Source organism: Actinoplanes sp. NPDC051411, from assembly GCF_040682075.1.
In the GTDB taxonomy this organism is placed as follows: Bacteria; Actinomycetota; Actinomycetes; order Mycobacteriales; family Micromonosporaceae; genus Actinoplanes.
Genome location: NZ_JBFBAD010000115.1, coordinates 1 through 24,272, shown reverse-complemented (window position 1 = coordinate 24,272; position 24,272 = coordinate 1). Strand labels below are relative to the sequence as shown.

Annotated in this window: 22 protein-coding genes; 5 read left to right on the top strand and 17 right to left on the bottom strand. The window is 71.5% G+C overall.

The window, feature by feature from the left end; genetic code table 11:
• Positions 1–404 precede the first annotated feature (404 nt).
• The 9 genes from AB0M88_RS41260 to rsgA form a co-directional block, all read right to left on the bottom strand.
• On the bottom strand, positions 405–695 hold the full coding sequence (locus tag AB0M88_RS41260; RefSeq protein ID WP_364111521.1) for a hypothetical protein: 291 nt from the start codon (positions 693–695) through the stop codon (positions 405–407).
• A gap of 65 nt (positions 696–760) precedes the next feature.
• Positions 761–1,741 (bottom strand): DNA-binding protein WhiA, encoded by a 981-nt coding sequence (gene whiA, locus AB0M88_RS41255; RefSeq protein WP_364111539.1) that lies wholly within the window; start codon positions 1,739–1,741, stop codon positions 761–763.
• Between the two features lie 59 nt (positions 1,742–1,800).
• Positions 1,801–2,775, bottom strand: a complete 975-nt coding sequence (gene yvcK / locus AB0M88_RS41250; RefSeq protein WP_364111519.1) for a uridine diphosphate-N-acetylglucosamine-binding protein YvcK — start codon at positions 2,773–2,775, stop codon at positions 1,801–1,803.
• Positions 2,772–3,668 (bottom strand): RNase adapter RapZ, encoded by an 897-nt coding sequence (rapZ, locus tag AB0M88_RS41245; protein WP_364111537.1) that lies wholly within the window; start codon positions 3,666–3,668, stop codon positions 2,772–2,774. Before rapZ ends, yvcK begins: the two co-directional genes overlap by 4 nt.
• 185 nt (positions 3,669–3,853) lie before the next feature.
• Positions 3,854–5,944 (bottom strand): excinuclease ABC subunit UvrC, encoded by a 2,091-nt coding sequence (uvrC, locus tag AB0M88_RS41240; RefSeq protein ID WP_364111517.1) that lies wholly within the window; start codon positions 5,942–5,944, stop codon positions 3,854–3,856.
• Between the two features lie 93 nt (positions 5,945–6,037).
• Entirely contained in the window at positions 6,038–6,562 is a 525-nt protein-coding gene (locus AB0M88_RS41235) for a Rieske (2Fe-2S) protein (protein ID WP_364111535.1), read from the bottom strand.
• Positions 6,563–6,870: 308 nt separating this feature from the next.
• A complete protein-coding gene (gene uvrA / locus AB0M88_RS41230; RefSeq protein ID WP_364111515.1) occupies positions 6,871–9,843 on the bottom strand; it encodes an excinuclease ABC subunit UvrA in 2,973 nt (990 codons plus the stop codon).
• Between the two features lie 152 nt (positions 9,844–9,995).
• Positions 9,996–11,786: a hypothetical protein gene (locus tag AB0M88_RS41225; protein WP_364111513.1), complete on the bottom strand. Its 1,791-nt coding sequence runs from the start codon at positions 11,784–11,786 to the stop codon at positions 9,996–9,998.
• A 23-nt stretch (positions 11,787–11,809) separates the two neighbouring features.
• A complete protein-coding gene (gene rsgA, locus AB0M88_RS41220; RefSeq protein WP_364111511.1) occupies positions 11,810–12,847 on the bottom strand; it encodes a ribosome small subunit-dependent GTPase A in 1,038 nt (345 codons plus the stop codon).
• Positions 12,848–13,205: 358 nt separating this feature from the next.
• Between rsgA and AB0M88_RS41215 the strand changes: the two genes are divergently transcribed.
• Entirely contained in the window at positions 13,206–13,910 is a 705-nt protein-coding gene (locus tag AB0M88_RS41215) for a maleylpyruvate isomerase family mycothiol-dependent enzyme (protein WP_364111509.1), read from the top strand.
• A 2-nt stretch (positions 13,911–13,912) separates the two neighbouring features.
• On the top strand, positions 13,913–14,560 hold the full coding sequence (locus AB0M88_RS41210) for an MBL fold metallo-hydrolase (protein ID WP_364111507.1): 648 nt from the start codon (positions 13,913–13,915) through the stop codon (positions 14,558–14,560).
• A gap of 42 nt (positions 14,561–14,602) precedes the next feature.
• Here AB0M88_RS41210 and AB0M88_RS41205 read toward each other — a convergent pair whose 3' ends face one another.
• The 7 genes from AB0M88_RS41205 to AB0M88_RS41175 form a co-directional block, all read right to left on the bottom strand.
• A complete protein-coding gene (locus tag AB0M88_RS41205) occupies positions 14,603–15,106 on the bottom strand; it encodes a hypothetical protein (protein ID WP_364111505.1) in 504 nt (167 codons plus the stop codon).
• 100 nt (positions 15,107–15,206) lie between these two features.
• Complete coding sequence (locus AB0M88_RS41200; RefSeq protein WP_364111503.1) at positions 15,207–15,875, bottom strand: hypothetical protein; 669 nt, start codon at positions 15,873–15,875, stop codon at positions 15,207–15,209.
• Complete coding sequence (locus AB0M88_RS41195; protein WP_364111501.1) at positions 15,872–16,387, bottom strand: SigE family RNA polymerase sigma factor; 516 nt, start codon at positions 16,385–16,387, stop codon at positions 15,872–15,874. Before AB0M88_RS41195 ends, AB0M88_RS41200 begins: the two co-directional genes overlap by 4 nt.
• A 67-nt stretch (positions 16,388–16,454) precedes the next feature.
• The gene (locus AB0M88_RS41190; RefSeq protein WP_364111499.1) at positions 16,455–17,108 is read right to left on the bottom strand and encodes a hypothetical protein; all 654 of its coding nucleotides are present in this window, start codon (positions 17,106–17,108) and stop codon (positions 16,455–16,457) included.
• A complete protein-coding gene (locus tag AB0M88_RS41185; protein WP_364111497.1) occupies positions 17,096–17,920 on the bottom strand; it encodes an ATP-binding cassette domain-containing protein in 825 nt (274 codons plus the stop codon). Before AB0M88_RS41185 ends, AB0M88_RS41190 begins: the two co-directional genes overlap by 13 nt.
• 385 nt (positions 17,921–18,305) lie before the next feature.
• Positions 18,306–18,956: a response regulator transcription factor gene (locus AB0M88_RS41180; RefSeq protein ID WP_364111496.1), complete on the bottom strand. Its 651-nt coding sequence runs from the start codon at positions 18,954–18,956 to the stop codon at positions 18,306–18,308.
• Between the two features lie 266 nt (positions 18,957–19,222).
• Entirely contained in the window at positions 19,223–20,527 is a 1,305-nt protein-coding gene (locus tag AB0M88_RS41175; RefSeq protein WP_364111494.1) for a histidine kinase, read from the bottom strand.
• 516 nt (positions 20,528–21,043) lie between these two features.
• On the opposite strand from AB0M88_RS41175, the gene AB0M88_RS41170 reads away from it, so the two are divergent.
• Positions 21,044–21,967, top strand: a complete 924-nt coding sequence (locus tag AB0M88_RS41170) for a glycosyl hydrolase (RefSeq protein ID WP_364111492.1) — start codon at positions 21,044–21,046, stop codon at positions 21,965–21,967.
• A gap of 75 nt (positions 21,968–22,042) precedes the next feature.
• Positions 22,043–22,735: a transglycosylase SLT domain-containing protein gene (locus AB0M88_RS41165; RefSeq protein ID WP_364111491.1), complete on the top strand. Its 693-nt coding sequence runs from the start codon at positions 22,043–22,045 to the stop codon at positions 22,733–22,735.
• Here AB0M88_RS41165 and AB0M88_RS41160 read toward each other — a convergent pair whose 3' ends face one another.
• Positions 22,736–23,350, bottom strand: coding sequence for a cysteine hydrolase (locus AB0M88_RS41160; protein ID WP_364111489.1), 615 nt, complete (start codon positions 23,348–23,350; stop codon positions 22,736–22,738).
• A gap of 221 nt (positions 23,351–23,571) precedes the next feature.
• Between AB0M88_RS41160 and AB0M88_RS41155 the strand changes: the two genes are divergently transcribed.
• The gene (locus AB0M88_RS41155) at positions 23,572–24,201 is read left to right on the top strand and encodes an ATP-dependent Clp protease proteolytic subunit (RefSeq protein WP_364111487.1); all 630 of its coding nucleotides are present in this window, start codon (positions 23,572–23,574) and stop codon (positions 24,199–24,201) included.
• Positions 24,202–24,272 lie beyond the last annotated feature (71 nt).

Here is a 24,272-nt window from a genome sequence, read left to right as displayed (position 1 = left end):
GGTGGCCGCGCCTGCCCGGGGACGCCGACATGCGCCCGGCGCTGAACGCCATCCACCGCGAGCCGGCCCATCCGTGGCAGCTGGAAGATCCCGCCCGGGCGGCCGCCGTGGCGGGGAGCATCTCCGCCTTCGCCGGGCCGTGCCGAGGCGCCTCTCGCCGAATGCGTTCTGTGCCGCGACGACCGCATCGCGGCGCCCGGCGAACCCGATGGCTTATCTGAGGCCGGTAGCGCTCGCCACAAGACACTAGCGCCGAGAAGCTGCGGAAGTGCCGATAGTGCGTGTCCGCCCGGCCGGCGGCGGCGCTGCGGCCCGGGGTTGCAATCAGGCCGGCTTGTCGGGCCCAGAGCTGGTTGGAGGACGCGTACTTCTGAGGTCTCCCGGCAGTGAGCCGTCAGCAAGCCCTATTCGGCACGTTGCCGCAGCAGGCCCACGATGGTTTGCAGACTCGCATTGACCTCGGCAAATCGGGCGCGGACCTCGGCTCGGAGATCGGCGAGGTCGGCCTTGTGCTCGATCTGGGTCTGTCTCAGCGCCTCGAGCCCGCGCGTGTGCGCGCGCATCTGGGCCCGATAGTCCGCCACGTCCCGGTTGGCCCCGGCGGCCAGCGCACGCGCCGCCGCCGCTTCCCGGCGCACCTCGGCGACCTCGGCCTCGACCGCGGTCACCCGTTGTTCCAGATTCTTGTCGCTCACACGAGGATTCTCGCGCTCCGGGTCGCCCCGGGAAACCACGCGACCGCGCCCTGTGGATAACCCGCTCAGCAGGCCATCATCTCGGGGGTGACGGCGGCCTCGGTGTCGGGGATGCCCAGGTCGCGGGCGCGCTTGTCGGCGAGGGCGAGCAGACGCCTTATGCGGCCGGCGATCGCGTCCTTGGTCAGCGGCGGGTCGGCGAGGGCGCCCAGTTCCTCCAGGGAGGCCTGCCGGTGCTCCAGGCGCAGCCGGCCCGCCGAGGTCAGGTGGTTGGGGGCCTCCTCGGCCAGGATCTCCAGGGCGCGGGTGACCCGGGCGGCCGCTGCGACGGCGGCGCGGGCGGAGCGGCGGAGGTTGGCGTCGTCGAAGTTGGCCAGGCGGTTGGCCGTGGCCCGGACCTCGCGGCGGACCCGGCGTTCCTCCCAGGCCAGGACGCTGGCGTGGGCTCCTATGCGGGTGAGCAGGGCCGAGATGGCGTCGCCGTCCTTGATGACGACGCGGTCGACGCCGCGGACCTCGCGTTCCTTGGCCGTGATGCCGATGCGGCGGGCGGCGCCGCGCAGGGCCAGCGCGGCCTCGGGGCCCGGGCAGGTGATCTCGAGGGCGCTGGAGCGGCCCGGCTCGGTGAGGGAGCCGTGGGCCATGAAGGCGCCGCGCCAGGCGGCGACCGCGCAGCAGACGTTGGCCGAGACGACGTGCGGCGGGAGGCCGCGGACCGGGCGGCCGCGGACGTCGAGCAGACCGGTCTGGCGGGCCAGGGCCTCGCCGTCCTTGACGATGCGGACGATGTAGTGGCTGCCCTTGCGCAGGCCGCCGGAGGCGAGAACGTGCACCTCGCTCTGGTAGCCGTAGACCTCACCGATCTCGCGCCGCAGGCGCCGGGCGACCGCGCCGGTGTCCAGTTCGGCCTCGACCACGACCCGGCCGGAGACGATGTGCAGGCCGCCCGCGAAGCGCAGCAGGGCCGCCATCTCCGCCCGGCGGCAGCAGGGCTTGGGCACGTCGACCCGGCTCAGCTCATCCTTGACCGCTGCCGTCATCGCCATCGTGTTGCTCACCTCATGCGCCGGATCTTGAACAGTGTGTGCCGTGGTACGCCTCTGCTTTAACGAGCGGCGCCCAATACCGGCACCAGTGCAACGCCCAACGCCTCAGGATCATGCCTGGGGCTGCCGTCCGCAACGGCCAGCGGTGCCAATACGAGCTGGGCGCCGAGCGACTCGGCCGCCTGGTGCACCGGCTCGGGCTCGCCCACCCATTTGGCGTCGGCGAGCACGGTGTCGACCCGCAGACCGGGACGGTACCAGTGGAGCGCCGCCAGGTGATCGGCGACCGACAGGCCGTGGGTCTCGTTGTCGGTGGCCAGGTTGAGCGTGACCAGCCGGCGGGCCGGGCTGGCGCTGATCGCGGCGGCCAGGCCGGGCACCAGCAGGTGCGGGAGCACGCTGGTGTACCAGCTGCCCGGACCGAAGATCAGCCAGTCCGCGCCGGTGATGGCGGCGATCGCCTCGTCGCAGGTCGGCGGGTCGGGCGGCTCGATGCGGACCGCCGCCAGGTGCCCGGGGGTGACCGCGACGTTGTGCTGGCCGCGCACCGTCGTCACCTCGTCGGGCCGCGACGGGTCGGCGCCGAGCACGTCCGCCTCGATGTCGATCTTGCGCCGGGCCATCGGCAGCACCCGGCCCTGGGCTCCGACCATGGCCGCCGCGTGGTCGAGCGCGGCCACCGGGTCGCCGAGCATCTCCATGAGGCCGAGCAGCAGCAGGTTGCCGACCGGGTGCCCGGCCAGCCCGTCCGGCGTCTCGGCGGCCGGCATGGCGGCGAACCGGTGCTGGAGCAGCTCGGCGGTGCGCTGCGTGTGCGGCTCTCTGGCGGCCAGGGCGGCCAGGGCCTGCCGCAGGTCGCCGGGCGGGATGAGCGCGTCGCGTTCGGCGCGTAATCGCCCGCTGGAGCCGCCGTCGTCGCCGACGGTGACGATCGCGGTGATCTCGAGGTCGAGCTCGCGGGAGCACCGGCGCAGGGCACGGAGCGAGGCGCTCAGGCCGTGGCCGCCACCGAACGCGACCACCCGCAAAGTCACTCGCGCCCCAGATCGCGGTGCGAGGCGTGGGCGGAGAGGCGGATGTCGCGCAGCTGGGCGGTGAGCTCCTCGGCGATCGCCACGCTGCGGTGCTTGCCGCCGGTGCAGCCGACCGCGACGGTGAGGTAGCGCTTGCCCTCGCGCTCGAAGCCGGGGGCGGTGGCCGCGATCAGGTTGGCGTACGACGCGACGAAGTTGTTGGCGCCCTCCTGCCCGAGCACGTAGTTGCTCACCGCCTCTTCGAGCCCGGTGTGGTCGCGCAGCTCGGGCACCCAGAACGGGTTGGGCAGGAAGCGGGCGTCGACCACGTAGTCGGCGTCGGGCGGCAGGCCGTATTTGAAGCCGAAGGACAGCACGGTGATGCGCAGCCGGCGCGCGTCCTCGCCGCCGAACAGCTCCTCGACCCGGCGGCGCAGCTGGTTGACGTTGAGGTGACTGGTGTCGATGATCACGTCGGCCTGCTCGCGGGCCTCCTCGAGCAGTTTGCGCTCGGCCGCGATGCCGTCGGCCAGCCGGCCGTCGCCCTGCAGCGGATGCGAGCGGCGCACCGACTCGAACCGCCGGATCAGCACCTCGTCGTCGGCGTCGACGAAGACGACCCGGGGCGAGAAGCCGCGGTCACGCAGGGCATGAACCGCGCCGGCCAGGTCGGTGGAGAAGGCCCGGCTGCGAACATCCAGCACCATTGCCGTACGCCGCGCGGCGCCGCCGGCCTGGAACGCCAGCTGGGCCATGTCGAGCATGAGGGCCTGGGGCAGGTTGTCGACCACGTAGTAGCCGACGTTTTCCAGCGCCCGGGCGACCGTGCTGCGGCCGCCGCCGGAGACGCCGGTGACCACCACCAGGTCGGTGCCGCCCTCGTCCGGTTCGACCACTTCGCCGTCGGGATCCAGTTCGAGGTCCGACGAATCGAACTCCGTCACGCACGCCTCCCGCGTCGTTGCGCCCGCACCCCACCGGGCGGACATCCATCCCACCGCCCCGCCCACCACCCAGAGCGGACTGAAGGCCATCATCCTAGGCCGATAACGTCCGGCCATTTTGCCGGACGCGTGAATGTCACGTGTCGCCCGCGTTCCTACGTCTCGCTCGGCGTCCGGACCGGGGCCGGTGCGGGCAGGCCGGCGGTGCGCGACCGGGTCTTGGGTTTGCCCGCCCCGCCCGCCGGCACGGCGCCCGGGGCCGCCGGTTCCGCGGCCGCGCCGGCCGCCGGCGCTTTGAGCGCGGCCAGGACCGCCTCGGCCGTCACCCGCCCGATCCCCGGCACCTCGGTGATCTCCTCCGGGGTGGCCGCCGACAGCCGCTTGAGCGACCCGAAATGCCGCAGCAGCGCCTTGCGCCGCGTCTCCCCCAGCCCGGGCACACTGTCCAGCGCGGACGCCGTCATCCGCTTCGACCGCCGCTGCCGGTGGAACGTGATCGCGAACCGGTGGGCCTCGTCGCGGACCCGCTGCAACAGGTAGAGCGACTCCGACGTGCGCGGCAGGATCACCGGGAAGTCGTCGCCGGGCTGCCACACCTCTTCGAGCCGCTTGGCCAGCCCGCACAGCGCGACGTCGGTGATGCCCATGTCGGCCATCACCGTGGCGACCGCGTTGACCTGCGGCTGGCCGCCGTCCACCACGATCAGCTGGGGTGGATACGCGAAGCGGCGCGGCTTGCCGGTCAGCGGATCGATGCCGGGCAGCTCGTTGGTCGCGATCTCGTCGTCGTCCAGGTCGGACGGAGGCTCGGGCAGGTCGCGCGGCGCGGAGGCTCCCGCCTCCGCCTTGTAGCGGGCGAACCGCCGCCGCATGACCTCGCTCATCGCCGACAGGTCGTCCATGCCGCTGCCGTCCGGGTTGCCGCGGACGGTGAACCGACGGTATTCGCTCTTGCGGGGCAGCCCGTCCTCGAAGACCACCATGGACGCCACCACGTCGGTGCCCTGGATCTGCGAGACGTCGAAACACTCGATGCGCAATGGCGCCGAGTCGAGCCCGAGCGCCTCGGCGATCTCGTCGAGCGCCTTGCTGCGGGTGGTCAGGTCGCCGGACCGGCGCAGCTTGTGCCGCTGCAGCGACTCGCCGGCGTTGCGGGACACGGTCTCGAGCAGGGCCCGCTTGTCGCCGCGCTGGGGCACCCGCAGGCTGACGTGGCTGCCCCGGTGCTCGGAGAGCCAGTCGCCCAGGGCCGCCGCGTCGTCGGGCAGCGCGGGCACCAGCAGTTCGCGGGGGACGTCGCCCTCGCCCTGGCCCTCGCCGTACATCTGGCTGCAGAAGTGGTGCACCAGGTCGCCGGTCGTCAGGTCCTCCACCTTTTCGACGACCCAGCCGCGCTGGCCGCGGACCCGGCCGTCGCGGACGTGGAACACCTGGACCGCCGCCTCGAGCGGGTCTTCGGCGAACGCGACCACGTCGGCGTCGGTGCCGTCGCCGAGCACCACGGTCTGCTTCTCCATCGCCCGGCGCAGCGCGGCGATGTCGTCGCGCAGCCGGGCCGCCCGCTCGAACTCCAGCTCCTCGCTGGCCTGCATCATGTCGCGCTCGAGCCGCTTGACGAACGTGTCGGTGCGGCCGGCCATGAAGTCGCAGAAGTCGTCGACGATCTGCCGGTGCTCGTCGGCGCTGACCGAGCCGACGCAGGGCGCCGAACACTTGCCGATGTAGCCCAGAAGGCAGGGACGGCCGATCTGGCCCGACCGCTTGAAGACGCCGCTCGAGCAGGTGCGGGCCGGGAACACGCGTAGCAACAGGTCGAGGGTCTCGCGGATGGCCCAGGCGTGCGAATAGGGTCCGAAGTAGCGCACGCCCTTGCGCTTGGCGCCCCGCATCACCTGCAGCCGGGGGAACTCCTCGTTGAGGGTGACCGCGAGGAACGGATAGGACTTGTCGTCACGGTATTTGACGTTGAAGCGCGGATCGAACTCTTTGATCCACGAGAACTCCAGCTGGAGGGCTTCGACCTCCGTGCCCACCGTCACCCAGTCGACGCTGCCCGCGGTGGTGACCATCTGCTGCGTGCGTGCGTGCAGCGACCACGTGTCGGCGAAATAGGAATTCAACCGGTTCCGCAGGTTTTTCGCCTTGCCGACGTAGATGACGCGGCCGGTCGGATCGCGGAAGCGGTAAACGCCGGGAGCCTCGGGAATCGTGCCCGGGGCGGGGCGGTAGCTGGAGGGGTCAGGCACAGTTCTCAAGACTAGTGCGGGGGACTGACATGATTGTCCGACCGGAGGTCCGTCGCCGCCGCCACGGGGGCGGACCTCCGGCCGGGCCGAAGATCAGGCCGAGACGATGTTGCCGCCGTCGACCTTGACGTTCTTGGCGGTCAGGCCGTGGGCCGCCGGGCCGGTGACGACCGAGCCGTCCTTGACCGAGAACTGGCTGCCGTGACACGGGCAGCTGATCACGCCGCCGTCCACCTTGTTGACGTCGCAGCCCTGGTGCGGGCAGACCTTGCTGAATGCCTTGAACTGACCGGCGGTCGGCTGGGTGATCACGTAGTCGGTCGTGATGATGCCGCTGCCGACCTTCACGTCGGCGGTCTTGGCGATCGGGGTGCTGCCGCCGCCGTCACCCGCGTTGGGGCCGGCGGTGCCCCCGGGGCCGGCGGTGCCGACCGGGCCGGCGCCGGTCGCCTGGGCGCCCGCGCTGCCGGCCGGGGCCGGGTTGTTGCTGAAGTCGGTGCCGTTGGCGTTCGCACCGCCGGTCGTGCCGCAGGCCGCCAGGACCGCGGTGGCGCCCACCGCGCCCGCGCCGAGCAGGACGTTACGACGGGTCGAGTGAGCGCATGCGCACGACTGCATCGGCTCGACCTCGCCGATGTGGGGCTCGGTCGTCGTCTGCACGTCTGTCATCGGGGTTGTCCTCCAGTGCTGGTCCGCGTGAGTGGTCACGCGGCGTCGCAGTTAGATACGGGGTCGCGGCGGCCGGGGTTCAGGCATCCCGCGATTTTATGGTCGTCGAGGAACGACCAGTTACACCGGTTCGAGCGTCTTTGCCCGTCGCTTTTGCACGGCTGTCAACCAGAACACACGCAAGCCCGATCGACACTAGAGCGTCGACCGGGCTTAGTCGCTATGCGTCACCTGAGAACTTGCTGTGGCAACGAAACTCAGACCGTGGCCTTGGCCCGTGACCGGGCCGGCCGGGACTTCGCCGCCGCGACCGGAGCGGCCTTGGCGCCGTTGGCCTTGGTCGCGCGGGCCAGCGCCGCCTTGCCGGCGGACGCCGACGGCTTGCCCTTGAGCCCGAGCACCGGGCGCAGGAACTGCCCGGTGTGGCTGTCCGCCACCTCGGCCAGTTCCTCCGGGGTGCCGGTGGCCAGCACCAGCCCGCCCTTGTTGCCGCCCTCGGGGCCCATGTCGATCAGCCAGTCGGCAGTCTTGATCACGTCGAGGTTGTGCTCGATGGTGATCACCGTGTTGCCCTTGTCGACCAGGCCGTTGAGCACGATCAGCAGCTTGCGGATGTCCTCGAAGTGCAGGCCGGTCGTCGGCTCGTCGAGCACGTAGACCGTGCGGCCGGTCGACCGCTTCTGCAGCTCGGAGGCGAGCTTGACCCGCTGCGCCTCACCACCGGACAGGGTCGGCGCGGGCTGGCCGAGCCGGACGTAGCCCAGGCCGACGTCGACCAGGGTCTTGAGGTGACGGTGGATGGCCGGAATCGCCTCGAAGAAGCCGGACGCCTCCTCGATCGGCATCTCCAGCACCTCGGAGATGGTCCTGCCCTTGTAGTGCACCTCGAGCGTCTCGCGGTTGTAACGCGCGCCCTTGCAGACCTCGCACGGGACGTAGACGTCGGGCAGGAAGTTCATCTCGATCTTGATGGTGCCGTCGCCCGCGCAGTTCTCGCAGCGGCCGCCCTTGACGTTGAACGAGAACCGCCCCGGGCCGTAGCCCCGGACCTTGGCCTCGGTCGTCTCGGCGAACAGCTTGCGGATGTTGTCGAACACGCCGGTGTAGGTCGCGGGGTTGGACCGCGGGGTGCGGCCGATCGGCGACTGGTCGACGCCCACCACCTTGTCGACCTCGTCGAGGCCGGTGATGCGGGTGTGCCGGCCGGGCACCATGCGGGCGCCGTTGAGCTGGTTGGCCAGAACCGTGTAGAGGATGTCGTTGACCAGCGTCGACTTGCCGGAGCCGCTCACCCCGGTGACCGCGATGAACTGCCCGAGCGGGAAGCCGACGCTGAGGTTGCGCAGGTTGTGCTCGCGGGCGCCCTGCACGACCAGCTCGCGGCCGGCGACCTGCGGGCGCCGGGTGGCCGGGGTCGGGATCGACTTGCGGCCGGACAGATAGGCCCCGGTCGGCGACTTCTCGTTGGCCAGCAGGCCCTCGACCGAGCCGCTGTGCACGATGTGGCCGCCGTGCTCGCCCGCGCCCGGGCCGATGTCGACGATCCAGTCGGCCGTCCGGATCGTGTCCTCGTCGTGCTCGACCACGATCAGCGTGTTGCCCAGGTTCTTCAGCCGGACCAGGGTCTCGATCAGCCGGTGGTTGTCGCGCTGGTGCAGGCCGATCGACGGCTCGTCGAGCACGTAGAGCACGCCGACCAGGCCGGAACCGATCTGGGTGGCGAGCCGGATGCGCTGCGCCTCACCGCCGGAGAGCGTGCCCGCGCCCCGGTCGAGCGAGAGGTAGTCGAGGCCGACGTCGACCAGGAACCGCAGCCGGGCGTTGATCTCCTTGAGCACCCGCTCGGCGATCATCTTCTGCCGGTCGTCGAGCTCGATCGTGGCCAGCAGTTCGGCGCACTCCCCCACCGACAGGTTGCAGACCTCGGCGATGCTCTTGCCGGCGATGGTCACCGCCAGGACCTCGGGCTTGAGCCGGGTGCCGCCGCAGACCGGGCACGGCACGTCGCGCATGTAGCCCTCGTATTTGTCGCGCGACCAGTCGCTCTCGGTGTCGTTGTGCCGGCGCTCGATCCACTGGATCACGCCCTCGAAGCCGGTGTAATAGGAGCGCTCACGGCCGTACTTGTTGCGGTAGCGGACGTGGACCTGGTCTTCCGACCCGTAGAGCACCGTCTTCTGCGCGCGGGCGGGAAGCGAGCGCCACGGGGTGTCGACGCTGAACTTCTCGGCCTCGGCCAGCGCCTCGAGCGGGCGCATGAAGTATTCCATCGTCGAGCCGCCCGACCAGGGCTGGATCGCGCCCTCGCGGATGCTCAGCTCCGGGTCGGGGATGATCAGCTCGGGGTCGACCTCTTTCTTGGTGCCGATGCCCGTGCACTCCGGGCAGGCGCCGTAGGGAGCGTTGAACGAGAAGACCCGGGGCTCGAGGTCCTCGATCGCCAGCGGGTGGTCGTTGGGGCAGGCCAGGTGCTCGGAGAAGCGGCGCTCCCGGCCCGGGTCGTCCTCCGGCAGGTCGACGAAGTCGAGTAGCACGATGCCGGCGGCCAGGCCGAGCGCCGACTCGACCGAGTCGGTCAGCCGCTGCTTGCTCGCCGCCTTGACGCTGAGCCGGTCGACCACCACCTCGATGGTGTGCTTCTCCTGCTTCTTGAGCTTGGGAACGTCGGTCAGCGCATAGACCACGCCGTCGACCCGGGCCCGCGCGTAACCCTTGCTCTGCAGCTCGGCGAAGAGGTCGACATATTCACCCTTGCGGCCCCGGATGACCGGCGCGAGCACCATGAAGCGGGTGCCCTCGGGCATGGCGAGCACCCGGTCGACGATCTGCTGCGGGGTCTGCTTGCTGATGCGCTCGCCGCAGACCGGGCAGTGCGGGATGCCGGTGCGGGCATAGAGCAGACGAAGATAGTCGTAGACCTCGGTGATCGTGCCGACCGTCGAGCGCGGGTTGCGCGAGGTCGACTTCTGATCGATCGAGACGGCCGGCGACAGGCCCTCGATGAAGTCGACGTCGGGCTTGTCCATCTGCCCGAGGAACTGCCGGGCGTAGGACGAGAGGGACTCGACGTACCGTCGCTGCCCCTCGGCGAAGATCGTGTCGAACGCGAGGCTCGACTTGCCCGACCCGGACAGGCCGGTGAACACGATCATCGCGTCACGGGGCAGGTCGAGGTTGACGTCACGCAGGTTGTGTTCGCGCGCGCCTCGAATGGTCAAACGGTCGGCCACGAGCCAGCCTCTCCGTACAGGTGTCTGATACGAGTGGAGCCGCGGCCACTCTAGCCATGGGGTCTGACAAGTTTTGCCCACGCGGCCCCGCCCTACCCCCAGCGCCTGCCGGATGCTGCACATTCCCGCACTTCAGACCGGCGGAAAGTCACTCAGGAGAGGGACCGCACATCCCAGATCTCGACCCCGCCGACCAGCCGCGGGGGCCCCAGGGCCTGGGTCACCGTCGACCGCAGCACGTCCTCGTGCACGGCACCCGGCACCAGCACCACGACGGCCGCCCGCCAGTAGGCCAGATCAGCGCGGAACTCGGAGCGCACCTGATCGTCGACCACCGGGGCCCGCCCGGTGAAGACGATGTCGCGCAGCATGGTCGAGGTCGGCCGGGGCGGCGCGGTCCAGGAACCGGTGAGATCACCCGGCGGATTCGCCGGACCCATGAAATAGCCCCGCGGCATCGGGATCCGCAACCCCGTCAGCGCCGCCCACCGCATCCCCTCGCGCCCGGTCGTCACCTCGGGCAACGGCACCGTCACCAGAGTGTGATCGCCGGTGACATATTGCCGCCACGTCCCGTCGGCCAGGAAGGCCGGCAGCGGCGCCGCATCGAAAGTAGCCAGCGGCTTCGGCGTCAGCGGCACGAGCGCGAGCACCAGCCCGGCCACGAACAACCGCCGCCCCCTCGCCGAGAAGGAGGTAAGGCGGTCGGTCGCCAGCGCCAGCAGCACGCCGGCGATCACCGCGGCGACCATCCCGAACCGCACCACGCTCACCAGGTCGATCAGCGGCAGGTGCCTGAGCAGCCCGAACGGCAGCGGAATCGGCGTGACGACGCTGCCCACCCGCAGTTTGGTGCCGAGCGAGCAGACCAGCACGGCGATGCCGGCGATCGCGGTCGCCCGGGCGGCCAGCGAGCGCCACAGCACGACCATCGACACGATGATCATCACGAGGCCGAACGGTCCGAAGAACGTGTCGTCCTCGGTCGCGCTCACGCTGAGCGCGCGGGCCAGCGTCACGTTCCCGGCCACCGACTGCCGGCCGAACGTGCCCAGCGAAGCCAGATCGGTCACGTACTGGTCCGGCGCGAACGGCTGCCCGCGATAGCTGCCGCCCTGCGTGAACTGCCACCACAGCGGATAGGCCAGCAGGACCAGAGCGACCAGAACCGCGACCCCGAGACCGGCCAGGAACTGCCGCGCCTCGCGCATCGCGCGGCGCGGAACCGAGAGCGCGTACGCCACGACGAACGCCCCGAGCGCCAATGCGGTGAACAGCAGCACCTCCTCGTTGAGGAAGACCTGCCCCACCACGAGCAGCCCGATCGTGATCCCGCCCCGCCACACGCGCCCCGGCTCCCGCAGGCGCACCACCTGCAGCACGATGAACGGCACCAGCCACGCGTTGACGAAGTTCACATGGGCGTTGGAGTGCGAGATCATGGCCGGCGCGAACCCGCACCACAGACCGCCGATCCACGCCGCCACCCGGCTGCGCACGAAGTGCCGCGACAACACCCAGTACCAGGCCGCGGCGGTGCCGGCGAGGCCCAGCGTGAGCAGGAACACGACCGAGACGCCGGGCCCGAAGAAGTGGGTGACCGGGGCCATCGGGATGCTCAGTCCGAGCACCGACGTGTTGGCCATCATGTTGACGACGCCGGGCGCGTTGAGCCGGTCGTCGGAGAACGGGTTGGCCCCGTGGAACAACACCCGCTCGCCGTGCGCCATCACGAACAGGAAGAAGCCGTGGTCGTCCTTGTTGCCGGACAGCACCCGCCCGTTCGGGTCGAGCCAGAGCCGGAACATCACGAAGACCGACAGCGCCGCGTAGCTGACCAGCGGCCAGAGATCGCGCGCCCTTCGGCCCGGTTCGACCGGCACGGCCGGCGACGGCGGAGTCTCGGCCGGCTGCTCCTCGACCACCTCGTTCACCGCGCGCACCGGTGCAGTCTGCCAGAGCCGGGTCAGGGACGGCGACGTCGCTTCCCGGCCGCCTCGGCCAGCCGCACCGAACGCCGGGCGCTCTCCACCTCGACCTCGCGCCGCAGCTTGCGCCAGCTCTCCAGCCGGCGCGGCGACAACATGCCGTCGGCCAGCGCCGCCGCCACCGCGCAACCCGGCTCACCCTCGTGCCGGCAGTCGTCGAACCGGCACTGCTCGGCCAGGGCGGTCACCTCGGCGAACGCCCGGTCGAGACCGGTGCCGGTCTCGAGCAGACCCACCCCCCGGATGCCCGGCGTATCGAGCACGGCGCCGCCCTGCGGCAACAGAACCAGATTCCGGTACGCGGTGGTGTGCCGCCCCTTGCCGTCCGCGTCACGGATCTGCTGTACGGGCATGACCGGCGTACCGGCGAGGGCGTTGACCAGCGTCGACTTGCCCGCCCCGGAACGTCCGAGAAGAGCCAGGGTGCGCCCGCTCCGCGCGTACGCCCGGACCTGCTCGACGCCCAGCCCGAGCCGCACGCTGACCGCGACCACCGGAATGCCCGGCGCGAGCCCGGCGATCTGCCGGGCGACCGCCTCGGGCTCGGCCGACGTATCGCACTTGGTGAGAAAGACCACCGGGTCGGCCCCGGACTCCCAGGCCAGCGCCAGCAGACGCTCGACGCGGGCATCGACCGGCTCCGGATGCATCGGCTCGACCACCGCGACCGTGTCCATGTTGGCGGCCAGCACCTGCCCGGAGGCGTCCTTGTCGGCGGTGCGCCGGATCAGGGCGGTGCGCCGCGGCAGCACGCACTCGACGGTGACCCGGTGGCCGGGCCAGCGGCGCAGCACCACCCAGTCACCGGCACACGGAAGATCGGCCGGATCCCGGGCGCCGCTGACCAGCACGCCGCCACCGAGCGACGCGCGCTCGGTCTGCTGCTCGGTCATCACGGTGCAGACGCCGCGGTCGGCGCGCAGCACCCGGCCCGGCAGGGAGTCGGGGCGGTCGAGGACGCGGTAGGCGGATGCGAGAGTCTCGTCCCAGCCGAGCCGGGACAGCATCTGTGACATGGGAACCCTTTGCGGGAAAAGGGAGGGCGCGCTCAGGCGCGAGCCTCCGGGTGAAGGGACGCAACGACGACCAACAGCACGTTCCTCACCTCCCTGCGAACCCGTCGGCGTGTCTGCACCGACGGTACGGTCCCCGCTACCCGCAGCGGAAGCGAATTCCGGTCCACTAGGGTTGCCAACGTGGCTGTCCTAGCTATGTCATGCCTTCCTGGCCCTCGCCTGCGGCGCCGTGGGCCGGTTCCGCCGATTGCCGCTCGGTGCAGTCAGTCATGACTGTGCTAGCTATGTCATGCCTTCCTGGCCCTCGCCTGCGGCGCCGTGGGCCGGTTCCGCCGATTGCCGCTCGGTGCAGTCAGTCATGACGATGGATCCGCTCGTGTTGCTGACCGACGTCGACCGCGCCACCGAGGAACTCCTGCGGACCGCGCAGGATCTCGACCCGGCGTCGCTCGGGTCGCCCTCGCTGCTGCCCGGCTGGACGCTCGGCCACGTGCTCAGCCACCTCGCCCGCAACGCCGACGCCCAGACCAACCTGCTCACCTGGGCCCGCACCGGCGTCGAAACCCCGATGTACGCGTCGCCCGAGGCCCGGGTGGCCGGCATCGAGGAGGGCGCGGCCCGCCCGCTGCGCGCGCAGATCGAGGACATCAAGGCGTCCCACGAGCGGTTCGCCGATGCCGGAGCCGCGATGCCGGCCGAGGCGTGGACGGTGGTTCTTCCCCCCATCGGCCAGCCGGCGGCCGCGGTTCCGTGGGCGCGCCTGCGCGAGGTCGAGGTGCACCACGTCGACCTCGGCGACCGCTACACCCCCGGCGACTGGTCGGACGCGTTCGCCCTGCGGCTGCTGCGCGAGATCGCCGCCGGAGCCACCGACAGCCCGCCGATGATCCTTCGCCCCTGGGGCGTCGAGCACCCCCTGCCCCTCGGCGCCGCCGACGGCGCCGCCCCGGTGATCGGCGGACCGACCAAATCCCTGGCCGCCTGGCTGGCCGGCCGCGCCGACGGCACCGACCTCACCGTCTCGCCGGACGGCGAGCTTCCCGTACCCGCGAGGTGGAAGTGACCATGGCCTACACCGGAGACGTCGAGCGCGGCGGCACCGCCGCCGAACGCACCCTCGGCCCGATAACCATGCGCAAGGTCTCGGTCGGCAAGTTCGACAACAACGCCTACCTGCTGACCTGCGGCGGCTCCCAGCTGCTGATCGACGCCGCAGCCGACGCGCCGACCCTGCTCAGCCTGGTCGGCCCGGCCGGCCTCGAAACGGTGGTGACCACCCACCGCCACCCCGACCACTGGCAGGCCTTGGCCGACGTGGTCGCCACCACCGGCGCCGAGTCGCTGGCCCACGCCGACGACGCGGTCGAGATCCCGGTGGTCACCCACACCCTGGCCGACGGCGACCGGGTCACGGTCGGCGAGTGCGAGCTCGAGGTGATCCACCTGGTCGGCCACACGCCGGGCTCGATCGCCCTGCTCTATCAGGAGCCGGGCGGCATCGCCCACCTCTGGACCGGCGACTCGCTCTTCCCGGGCGGCGTCGGCAACACCCACAAGAACAAGGCCCATTTCGAGTCCTTGTTCAACGACGTCTCGCGCAAGCTCTTCGACCGCCTGCCCGACGACACCTGGTTCTACCCCGGCCACGGCAAAGACTCGACCCTCGGCGCCGAACGCCCCCACCTGGCCGAATGGCACGACCGCGGCTGGTAGAGGCCCGGTGCGTGCGGCGGAACCGCGCCCGGGCCTCGAACCCTAGGCCGCTCGCCAGCGGGCGCGGTCCTCGCCGGCCTTCAAGGTGCAGCGCATCGGCGTGCCCTTGCTGGTGACGCCCCGCGCTCCGACGGGCGCGCAGAAGGCTCCCGGATGCACGACCCGCGTGGCCGGCGGCTTGGTCGTCGGCTTCGGGGCCGGCTTCTTCGTGGTGGGCTTCGGTTTCGGGGCCGGCTTGCGGGTCGTCGGCTTGGCGGCCGGCTTCTTCGGGGTGGCCGGCTTCGCGGCCGTCGCCGGCGGCCGGCTGGTCGGCGCGCCTGTGGCCGCCGCGCCCGTGGCCGGGGCGTCCGTGGCCGGCGGCTCGACCGCGGCGGGATCGGCGGCCGGGTCGGTGGCGCCGGCCAGGGCCGGGTCGGTGGTCGCGTCCGTGGTCGCGGCGGGGGTGGAAGTGCCGCCGGCGGGCGGCGACGTGGGCTGACAGCCTGCGACCAGGGCGCCGACGACGGCCAGGCCCAGCAGGAGAGCTTTCGGACGGGAGACGTTCATCGAACCACGATGGACCCGTGTATGTCCGGAATGGATTAGCCGAGCGGTCGGGCTACGAAGCCGAACGGGCCCGGCGTGGCGGCGCCGGGCCCGATCCGGATCAGCCGCGGCCCTGCACGGCCGTCGACAGCACGTGGATGCCGGCCGCGAACTCGACGATCGCGTCGTTGGTCCAGCCCTTGGCGTCCCAGATCTGGATGATCAGGTAGACGCCGTTGGGCTGCTTCACGTACAGGGTGCGGCCGTCGGTCTGACCCTCCGGCGTGATCAGGAAGCCGGATTTCCCGTCGATCTTGACCGTGGTGCCGGACGGGGTGACGTGCTCGTCCTGCGACTGCAGCATGATCGCGATCTTGCCGACGAAGGTGTGCGGATCCTTGTCCTTGGCGTCGATCGGGGCGATCGTCAGGACCGACGGGTCGACGCCCTGGATCTCCCAGCCCGCCGGCACCTTGTCGATCGTGTAGCCCTTCGGCTGCTCGCCCTGGTAGGCGACCAGCTTCGCCGAGACCACGGCGGGCCGGGGCGCGGCCGGCACAACGGACGCGGCGGATCCGGCGGCCGGGTGGGAGGCGGGCTGCGACGCGGTGCCGTAGGCGAGTGCGGCGGCTGCCGCGGCGACGGCGAAGACGCCGGTTGCGGCGCCCTTGACCGTACGCCGCCGCCGAAGCGCACGGCGTCCGCGGGCGAGGTCGGCGTCGGCCTGGGACGACGTCGCCTCGACGGCCGGGCCGGCCAGGCGGTCGAGCCGGTCGTGCAGTTCCATCATCGGGTGACTCCTGTCAGGGGAATGCTGGGTGCGAGGACGTTGCGCAGGCGGTCGAGTGCCCGGGCGGTCTGGCTCTTCACCGTGCCCACGGAACAGCCGAGGGCGTCGGCGGTGTCGGCGACGTCGAGGTCGTAGAAGTAGCGGAACACCACCGCGGCGCGCATCTTCGGCGGCAGGTCACGCAGCGCGCTGCGCAACCCCTCGTCGAGTTCACCGCCGCCCGGCTCGTCGCGGACCTGGTCGGGAGGTTCCGCCATCGACCGCTCGTGACGGCGCCACCAGCGCCGCCGCTCGTCGGTCAGGGCGTTGACCAGGGTGCGGCGCAGGTAGCCCTCGGGGTTGTCGGCCCGCCGGAACGACGGCCAGGCCACATAGAGCTTGGTCAGCGCGGACTGGACCAGATCCTCGGCCAGATGTCCGTCGCCGGCCGTCAGCAGGGTGGCCGTCCGCACCAGCCCGGGGCGGTGGCTGAGCACGAAGCTGTGGAACTGCTCGTCACGCTCTGTTCTCACAAGCCCTCCTTCGCTTCTCACACGCCCCTGACGGCTCGCGCGCTCGGGAGGTTGCATGATTTTGGGATCAGTCGCGCCGGACCGCAATCCGATGCGTCACAGCGAACGCGCCGAGGAGGACAAAAGCCGCGATCAATGCGTCGGCGGCGAGCGGCCCGGCCGGCACGGAACCGCCGGCCGACGACATCCGGCGCAGCATCGAATGCACCGGCGGCAACCCGGGCGTCAGCGGCACGGCGACGATCACGGCCAGTGCCAGGATCAGCGAATACCCGGGCCGCGGCACGACCAGCCGCGAACACAGCAGCCCGACCGCGATCCCGACCGCGGTCGTGGTCACCTGAGCCAGAATCCCCGCCGCAACGTCGTCCCACGTCACGGTGTGCGAGCCCGACACGATCGGGAAGATCGTCCCGACCCCGATCAGCGCGCCGCCGGCCAGCACCGCCAGACCCGCCTCGGCGGCCAGCACCCGCATCGCTCCCCCGGCGGCCACCAGCGTGATCGCCCGCCGGACCGGATCCTCCAGGTTCACGATCGTCACGGTCAGCCAGCACGAGGTCAGCAGCAGACTCGCCGCCGACACCACGTAACTGCCGATCAGCGGCCCGGCGTCGTTGATCGTGAAGACCGACAGCACGGCCAGATCGAACAGCAGCGGAGCCAGATAGCGCTGCCCGTGGACGGTCGCCGCCAGGTAGTAGCGAATCAGCGCCGGCAACGCCGTACCTCCTCGACCGACCAACCGTGACGTAAGGCAGTGAGCAGAAGTCCGTCGCTCTCCGTGTCTCGCACCGTCAGGTGCGGCCCCGGACCGACCGCCAGCACGCCCGGCTGGCGGGCCCAATCGAGCGGCATCGCCCGCCCGGTCCGATCGACCAGCACGATCCGTGACGGCTCCGCCGCCCCAACGACCGTCGGTGCCGGCAGGCGATTCACTCGCCCTTCCAAGATCCCGTACGCGGTGGCAGCGTGTCGTCGCCCGACAGCTTCCCGATGGTCGGTGAACACCACGGCGCCACCACCTTCGGTCACCTCGCGCAGGATCTCGCCGAGCACCCCGTGCGCGGTCGCGTCCAGCCCCGACCAGGGCTCGTCGAGCACGAGCAGCCCCGGCGGCACCAGCAGCGCCTGGGCCAGCGCGACCTTCTGCGCGTTGCCCTTGGACAGCGCCCGGATCGGCGTCCGCACCCCACCCGCCAGCTGAAGCCGGTCGAGCAGCTCGAGCCCCTTCCTCGCGGCGACCGCGCCGCGCAGGCCCCGGATGCGCCCGGCGTGCGTAAGGTAGGCGACCGACGACATCGCATCACCGGCCGGAAACCGGTCCGGCACAAAGCCGACGCTCGCCGGACGCCCGGTGACCACGCCCCGCGTCGGCCGCGACACGCCGGCCAGCATCCGCAGCAGCGTCGACTTCCCCGACCCGTTCGCCCCGGTGATCGTCACCGCCTCCCCGCCGGCCAGGGCCAGGTCGACGTCGCGCAGCACCCAACGCCCCCGGCCGTAGCGCTTGCTCACCCGCTCCACCCGCACCGGCCCACCCTCGGCGACCGGCGGCGCCGCCCGCGTCCCCCGGAAGGAGACCCAAACCCGTTTGCGTGCTCCGGGCCGGGGCGGACTTCGCCGCGGCGCACGACCAACGCAACGCGGGCACTGACCGGCGAAGTCGGCGTCTTCCTTGGAGACCGTCGCCTGCCGCTATGGCGGCTGGAACCGAACGCCCGTCACCCGCCATCTTCGTCGCCGAGCGACTCCCCTGAACCCGCGCCCTGGGCTCTCGTCACGGCGGCCGGCTGACGCGGGCCGCATCAGATCGCGGATCGGCGACGGATGCCAGCCTGGTCGATTCGCGAACTGTGGCCGGGCTGTGGCCGCGCACTCGCCCTTCCTGGCATCCTAGGATCCTGGGTTGATGGCCTCAGCGGTCGTCGTGAAGGAGGCCGGCCTGATAGGCCAGGACGGCCAGGTGGGTGCGGTCGTTGATGCCGAGCTTGGCGAACATCCGGCGCAGGTAGGTGCGTACCGTCTCCAGGCTGAGCCGCAACTCGTCGGCGATCTGCTGGTTGGAGAGGCCGCGGGCGACCAGGCGGGCGACCTGAAGCTCACGTTCGGAGAGGACCACGTCGGCGAAGGCGTGCCGCCCGGCCGACGGCCGCGGGGCGAACTGATGGAGCAGCCGCGATGTGACCTCGGGCGCCAGCATGCCGTGTCCGGCGTGGACGGTACGGACGGCGTGCAGCACCTCGGCCGGGGCGGCGTTCTTGAGCAGAAAACCGGAGGCTCCCAGCGACAGAGCCTCGTAGACGTACTCATCGAGGTCGAACGTCGTCAGCATGATCACGCGGGTGGCCGCCGACGGCAGGATCCGGCGGGCCGCCTCAAGCCCGGTCGCGCCCGGCATCTGCACGTCGAGCAGGGCAACGTTCGGCTTGAGCGCGAGGGCCAACCGGGCCGCCTCGGCGCCGTCGGCCGCCTCGCCGCACAGCCGGAAGCCCGGCGTCCGCTCGAACAGCTTCCGATAGGCGGCCCGGAACCCTGCGTCGTCATCAGCCAGAAAAACGCTGATCACAGGCGCAGCCTCACCGCCGGCAGCCACAGACCCGGCGAAGCCGGCCGACCGGGCCGCCGCCACCGACCCAGCCACGCCGGGCCCAGGCGCCGGGCCGGGCAAGGACGCCGAGCGGGGCAAGGACCCCGAGCGCGGCAACGACGCCGAGCCGGGCAAAGACGCCGAGCCGGGCAAAGACGCCGAGCCGACCGAAAACGCGCGGCCGAGTGCGTCGGCCGGACGGGCCACTCGGGCCGGCTCAGCCGATGATGCGGGCTTCGGCCCGCTCATCGCCGGCTCCGGCGCGGCAGACGGGCCTCGACGCGGAAGCCGGGTCCGGTGGGGGCCCAGGTCACGGTTCCGCCGTTGAGCCGGGCGCGCTCCCGCATGCCGATCAGGCCGGACCCGCCGGCGGCCAAGCCCTTCGAACTCACCGCACCCGCCCGAGCACGCGACGAGTCTCCCGAACTCGCCAAGCGTGCGGGATCGGGCGAGCCCCCCGACCTCGCCTGATCGGGCGACGAGCCGGTGGATCCCGTCGAACCCACCGCATCGCATGCCGCGCCGCCCGGCCCTGCCGAACCCGCCGGATCGGACACCGAACCGCCCAACCCCGCCGAACCCACCGCATCGCACACCGAACCGCCCGACCCCGCCGGATCGCACCCCGCGCCGCCCCAGCTCACCGAACCCGCCGGATCGGGCGCCGGGCTGGGCGGGCCGGTGTCCTGGACGGTGAGCACGATGTCGCCGGCGTCGGCGGTCAGGGTGAGGTCGCAATGGGCTCCCGGCGCGTGTTTGACCACATTGCTCAGAGCCTCCTGCGCGATGCGGAAGAGCGACGCCGCCACGCGAGGGTCGAGCTCGCCGGTCGGCGAGAGGTGGGCCTCCACGCGTACGCCCGCGGACCGCACCGCCGTGACCAGCGCGCCCAGCTGGTCCAGCGTCGGGTCCGGGGAGCGCAAGGCGCGCACCAGGGTCTGCACCTCGGCGAGCGCGCCCCGCGCGTGCCGTTCGATGCCGGCGAGGGAGTCGCGGAGTTCCTGGTCGGTGGCGTCGGGCAGCGAGCGGGTGACGCCCGCCTCGGCACCGATGGTCGCGAGCGCGTGGCCGACCACGTCGTGGACGTCGCGGGCCACGGCCAGGTGGACGCGGGCCCGTTCGGCGGTCACCTGGCGGCCGACCATGGTGCCGAGCAGCCACGACAGGGTGAGCGCGACGACCGAGAGCAGCAGTTGTCTTCCCCGGCCGTGGTCGGGTACCCAGGCGACCACGGCCAGGCCGGCGATCAGCCCGGTGAGCACGGCCAGTGGGGCCCGGACGCGGCCGGCCAGACGAAAGGCCAGCGGAAAGAGGCACCACGCGGCGGCCAGCATCGGGTCGGCGCAGACGCCGAGGGCGGTGCCGGTGATCGTAACCGTGACGGCGGCGATCGTGGCCGGGGCGGGAAAGCGGCGGGCGAGAAGGACCGCGGCCACAACGCCCACGACCAGCGGTGCAGCGGCCCACCGACCGGTCCGCACGAGCGGGGGCACCCAGAAGATCGTGGCGACGAAGAGCGCCGCCAGGACGTCGAGGATCCGGCTCCGCACCCCGTGCACGGTAGCCGAATTCGCGACAAGCCCGATCGGCCCGGCCGCCAGGAACCCCGACCAGACCGGCCGCGGCGAATCCGGTCAGTCCGAGCCGCCGCGGACCCGACCGGGCCGGCCGCGGCGAATCCCGAGCGGGCCGAGGGCAACGAACCCCGGCCCATCCGGCCCCGACGGTCCCGCCCGGCTCGAGCGCGACAAACCGACCAGACCAGCCTTGACGAACCCGCTCGGGCTGAACGCGACGAAGCCGACCGGGCCGGCCGCGAGGGAACCGGCTCGGGTCTTGCGCGACGAGGCCGCCCGGCCCCAGCGCGACAACCCGGGGCAGGCCGGGCGTGGTGAGGCTGGTGGGGCGGGCGCGGTCCATCGGCGTACGGAAGAAAGCGCGACCGATGGCGCCGCCGTGAGGGAAATGGCCGGTTGGCGAAGGCCGGCCGGCCGACCGGGCGAGGGTCACCGGGCCCGGTCGATGCCAGAATTGTCGGATATGTCGTTGGAGCCGGAGGGGACCGCGTGCATCTGACCCGACGAGGGCTGTTGAGCCTGGGTGCGCTGACCGCGTTCGGCGCGCTGGTGCCCGGTGCGGCCGAGGCGGCGGCCGCGCTGGGTGGGCCGGTCCGTTTTCAGCCCGGGCGGGCGATGCTCGGCTCCTATCTGGCGCTGCACGGCCGCACCCTGACCCAGAGCCTGGCCCTGCGGCAGCAGCAGCTGGGCCGGGGCCAGCGGATCGTGCACAAGTACTACCCCTGGTCGGGCTACTACCCCACCGCCGAGCCGGACGTGCCGTCGAGCAGCATTCTGATGGTCAGCTGGAACGGCACGAACTATCACCCGATCACCGACGGCTCGTCCGACCTGGCGATCACCACGATGGCGACGCACCTGCGCGACCTGAAGCGGCCGGTCCTGCTGCGCTGGGGCTGGGAGATGAACGGCAACTGGTTCGCCTGGGACGGCACCCACAACGGCAAGAAGCCGAGCGGCTATATCGCGGCCTGGCAGCGGATGCACAAGATCTTCCGGGCCAAGAAGGCCACCAACGTCGCCTGGGTGTGGGGGCCGAACTGGAACTCCGGCCCGAACGTCAGCTGGAACCATTTCCAGAACTACTACCCGGGTGACTCGTTCGTCGACTGGGTCGGCGTGTCCGGCTACAACTTCTCCGGCGAGTCGCCGCACACGCTGTTCACGCCGATCGTGTCCGCCTACGGCAAGCGCAAGCCGATCATGCTGGCCGAGACCGCGGCGGTGAAGAACAAGGCCGCGTGGATCAGGCAACTGTCGTCCTACGTCGCGGCCACCCCCTCGGTCGGGGCGGTGGTCTGGTTCGACACCGACACCCAGAAGGGGGCGAAATACAACTTCCGCCCGGACACCGACGCCGCGACGCTGGCCGCCTACAAGGCGATGGCACGGTCGAAGAGGTTCTCCGGCTGATCCCCGGCTTGCGCCGGCCGTTCCGGTACGCCAGGGTGGGTACCCGTATCTGCCCCCGGCCGGAAGGGACGCCTCGTGGATCGGCTCTGGAGCCGTGTCGGTGTGCGCACCCTCGCGGTCGCCCTGCTGATCGGCGGCATCGCCGGCGGCGTCCACCTCGGACAGCACCGCGACGAGCAGCAGCAGGGCGCACAGGCTCAACTGGCGATGGACGTCGACGCGGCCGACATGCAGATGCTCAAGGCCCGCCAAAATGAGCACGCCGCCGCCCGGGCCCAGCAGCGCGAGGCCGAGAGCGACGCCGCGTCCAAGGCGGCGATCGAGGCGAAGGCCGCGGCCGGCAAGGCGTCCTCGTTGCGGCAGGCGGTCGCCGACCACAAAGCGGCGGTCAAGAAGGCCAAGTCCCAGGAGAACAGCACCGGCACCGTGCCCTACAACGGGCCGATCCCGGGTTCGTGCAAGGAGTTCGTCGGCAACCGGGCCACCGGCTGCGCGCTGATGCTGGCCGACGGCTTCGGCATCGACCAGTTCCCCTGCCTCGACAACATCTTCAACAAAGAGAGCGGCTGGAACGCGCACGCCGAAAACAAGGGCAGCGGCGCCTACGGCATCCCGCAGGCGCTGCCCGGCAGCAAGATGAGCTCCGAGGGATCGGACTGGAAGACCAACCCGGCCACCCAGATCAAGTGGGGTCTCGGCTACATCAAGGGCCGCTACGACTCGCCGTGCGGGGCCTGGTCGCACTGGCAGAGCGCCGGCTCCTACTGATCAGAAGGCGGCCTTCACCTGGGCCGACTCCATCGGCATGGAGAACATCGGGAAGTCGTACGCGATCGCGTTGTCATGCTGCTCGGGCGACGTGGCCGCCATACAGTCGGTCAGCGTGATCACGCGGTAGCCGTTCTCGTACGCGCTGCGCATCGTCGACTCGACGCAGCAGTTGGTCAGGAACCCGCCCAGGATGACGGTGTCGATGCCCTTGCTGCGCAGGATGAAGTCGAGGTTGGTGCTGGCGAACGTGTCGAGCCCGCGCTTGCCCTCGATCAGGATGTCGCCGTCGGCCGGGGTCAGGTCGTCGACGATCGCCGCACCCCAGGTGCCCTTGACGAACGCGTTGCCGTCGACGACGCCCTTGAGAATGCCGTACGGGTGCCGGGACAACTCGCCGAACCCGGCCGCGAACGTGATCGGCGCGTGCATGATCGTGCAGCCGGCGGCCCGGGCCGCCTCGACGAACGCCACCGTCTTCGGCAGCATGCCGGTCTTGTCCATCACCGGCGCGACGGCGTCGTGCAGCACGCCGCCGTCGGAGGTGAACTCGTTCTGGTATTCGATGAGCACGACCGCGGTCTTGGCCGGGTCGAGCTGCAAGGTCTCCGACATGGGTGAATCCTCCTGTGGCCGGCGTCACTGCTTCCCTCCCAAGCAAACACCGGTTTCGCCGCACGGCAAGCCCGCGCGGCCGGCTTTTCTGGCCGTTCTCCGCCGTCCCTCGGTCGTCTTTTCGGCCGTCGCTCTCTCGTCTTTTCGGCCGTCGCTCGGCCGCCGATCTGCCGTCAGCGGAAGAAACGGTCGATACCTCTGGGCGTCGATACGCTGGCGGGATGCATTCGCGTCACGACCCCTACCGGTGGGGCCAGCCCGGTCAGCCCTCCCCCGGCGGCCCCTGGCAACCGGCCAACCTGCCCGGCGCCGGCCCCGGCCTGCCCGGCTGGCTCGAGGAACGCCTCTTCGACCAGCGGATCGTCATGATCCGGGGCGCCCTGACCGCCGAAACGTCGACCGGCGTGGCGGCCGCCCTGCTCACACTCGACGCGGCCGGCCCGGCCCCGGTCCAGCTGCACGTGGCCAGCTCGGGCGGCGACCTGGCCGCCGCGCTGGCGGTCATCGACGTGATCGACGCGATGGTGGCCCCGGTGCACGCGGTGGTGACGTCCGAGGCGGGCGGCGCGGTGATCGCGGTGCTGGCGGCGGCCGAGAAGCGGTCGGCCTACCGGCACGCCCGGTTCCGGCTCACCGAGCCCCGCGCGGCCGGCGTCAACGGCACCGCCGACGAGGTGGCCGCGGCGGCCGGTCAGCACCTGCGAGAACTGGAAGAGGTCATCCTGCGGCTGGTCGCGGTCACCGGGCAGGCCCGCAGCAGGATCGAGGACGACCTCTCGGCGGGAAAGAACCTCAGCGCCCAGGAGGCGCTGGGCTACGGCCTGATCGACGAGGTCGTCGGCAAGGAGTAACCCAGACCGGCCAGCTCTTCGGCCGGGCTTCGGCCGGCAAGGCTCCGGCCGGAGCCAGCCCGGCCGGAGCC